Raw genomic sequence first — 2,092 nt, 5'->3', positions numbered from 1 at the left:
TTGACGGTGAACTTGCTGCTGAAGCAAATATTACTTGTGCTGTTCGTACGAAAGGCGCGTAATGACTCGGATTCATGCATCCGCTGTAGTTGATAGCAAGGCTGAGATCGCTAGTGATGTAGAGATTGGTCCATATTCTGTTATTGGACCAAATGTCAAAATTGGCGCTGGCAGTAAGATTGGTTCGCATACTGTGATCGAGGGTTACACCACGATCGGTAAAGAGAATAATTTTGCACACTTTGCGGCTATTGGTGGCGCCCCTCAGGATATGAAATACCGTGGTGAGCCAACCCAACTCATCATTGGTGACCGCAATACGATTCGTGAGTTCACCACGATTCACACAGGCACATCTCAGGATGAAGGCATCACCAGAATTGGTGATGACAACTGGATCATGGCTTATGTGCACATTGCACATGACTGCCAAATTGGTAACCATACGATCTTCTCGAGTAACGCACAAATTGCTGGTCACGTGAAGGTGAGTGACTGGGCAATTATGGGCGGCATGTCTGGTGTGCATCAATTTGTCCGTATTGGCCAACACGCTATGTTGGGTGGTGCTTCTGCATTAGTACAAGACATTCCACCATTTGTGATTGCTGCAGGTGACAAGGCTTCTCCACATGGCATCAATGTGGAGGGGCTGAAGCGCCGTGGTTTCTCCAGTGAAACGATTTCTGCGCTGCGTCAGGCGTATAAAGTTCTCTACAAGGATGGCCTGAGTTTCGAAGAGGCTAAGGTAGAGATTCAGAAGATGGCTCTGGCTAGCGCATCTGATGCCGCTACAGCAGAAAAGCTGACAGAATTTCATGACTTTATTGCCGCCTCTACACGCGGCATTATTCGATAGAGTCAATCGAGTGTCCAAACTTGCTTGTGTTGCCGGAGAGCCCTCGGGCGACTTGCTGGCAGCGCCAGTATTGAGTGCGCTAAAGCAGATCCCTGATACTTCCGGTCTAGAGGTCTATGGTATTGGTGGCCCTCGTATGCAGGAGCAAGGTCTGCGCTCAGATTGGCCAATGGAGACACTGAGTGTTCGCGGTTACGTTGAGGCAATTAAACAGTTGCCAGCCATTCTAAAACTGCGTAAGGAGCTCATCAGTAATCTCACTGGCGAAGGTCGACCTGATGTGTATCTGGGTATTGATGCACCGGATTTCAATTTGGGTGTCGAGTTAGCTTTGCGTAAAGCAGGTATACCCACCTTGCACTTTGTTTCTCCTTCGATTTGGGCTTGGAGAGCAGGGCGTATTACGAAGATTAAGCAAGCAGTAGAGCGCATGCTCTGCATCTTTCCCTTCGAAACTGAGATCTATGAGCGCGCCGGTATCAGCGCAACTTATGTGGGACATCCACTTGCAAGTGAGATTCCTTTAGAGCCAAATCCAGTGACCGCCAGGCAAAGGATAGAAAAAATCCTAAGCCTGCCAGTCAATACATTAGATGGGGTCGTGGTTTCTGTTCTACCGGGTAGCCGGAGTTCAGAGATTGAGCTCATTGCTCCTGTCTTTTTTGAGACGATGGCAGAGCTTATGAAGCGCATGCTGGGACAAGCGATTCATTTTGTCATTCCGGTTGCTACACCGCGCTTACGAGAGCCGCTTGAGGCGCAATTAAAAAATACCCTAGATAAAAATCCTGATCTCAAAATTTATCTGATTGATGGTGAGGCTGATGCAGTTCTTGAGGCTGCCGATGTCGTTCTCATTGCTAGTGGTACCGCTACCTTGCAGGCTGCACTCTGGAAAAAGCCAATGGTGATTTCATATAAGGTGCCTTGGTTAACCGCACAGATTATGAAGCGACAGGGTTACTTGCCCTACGTAGGTTTGCCGAACATTCTTTGTGGCGAGTTCGTTGTCCCTGAGCTTCTGCAGGATGATGCAACTCCAAACAAATTAGCTGATGCCTTAGTTGATTGGTTAAATAAGCCCGGTAAAGTCGCTCAACTAAAAACCCGTTTTGCAGAAATGCACGAGACCTTGCGTAGGCCAACAGGTTTATTGGTTGCGCAGGCTGTGGCACAAACAATTACTGCTAGTAAAAATCGGATCACTGTGTGAGCATGATTTGGGTATGTGGT

At 48.0% G+C, this 2,092-nt stretch carries 2 protein-coding genes; both read left to right on the top strand.

Annotated features, from left to right (window positions below; translation table 11 throughout):
* Nucleotides 1-61: 61 nt before the first annotated feature.
* Nucleotides 62-859, top strand: coding sequence for an acyl-ACP--UDP-N-acetylglucosamine O-acyltransferase (gene lpxA, locus B7Y67_RS16070; RefSeq protein ID WP_293599492.1), 798 nt, complete (start codon nucleotides 62-64; stop codon nucleotides 857-859).
* Between the two features lie 10 nt (nucleotides 860-869).
* A complete protein-coding gene (lpxB, locus tag B7Y67_RS16065) occupies nucleotides 870-2,072 on the top strand; it encodes a lipid-A-disaccharide synthase (protein WP_293599491.1) in 1,203 nt (400 codons plus the stop codon).
* Nucleotides 2,073-2,092: the final 20 nt, after the last annotated feature.

The organism is Polynucleobacter sp. 35-46-11 (assembly GCF_002281105.1).
This window is presented reverse-complemented; position numbering and strand designations above follow the sequence as displayed.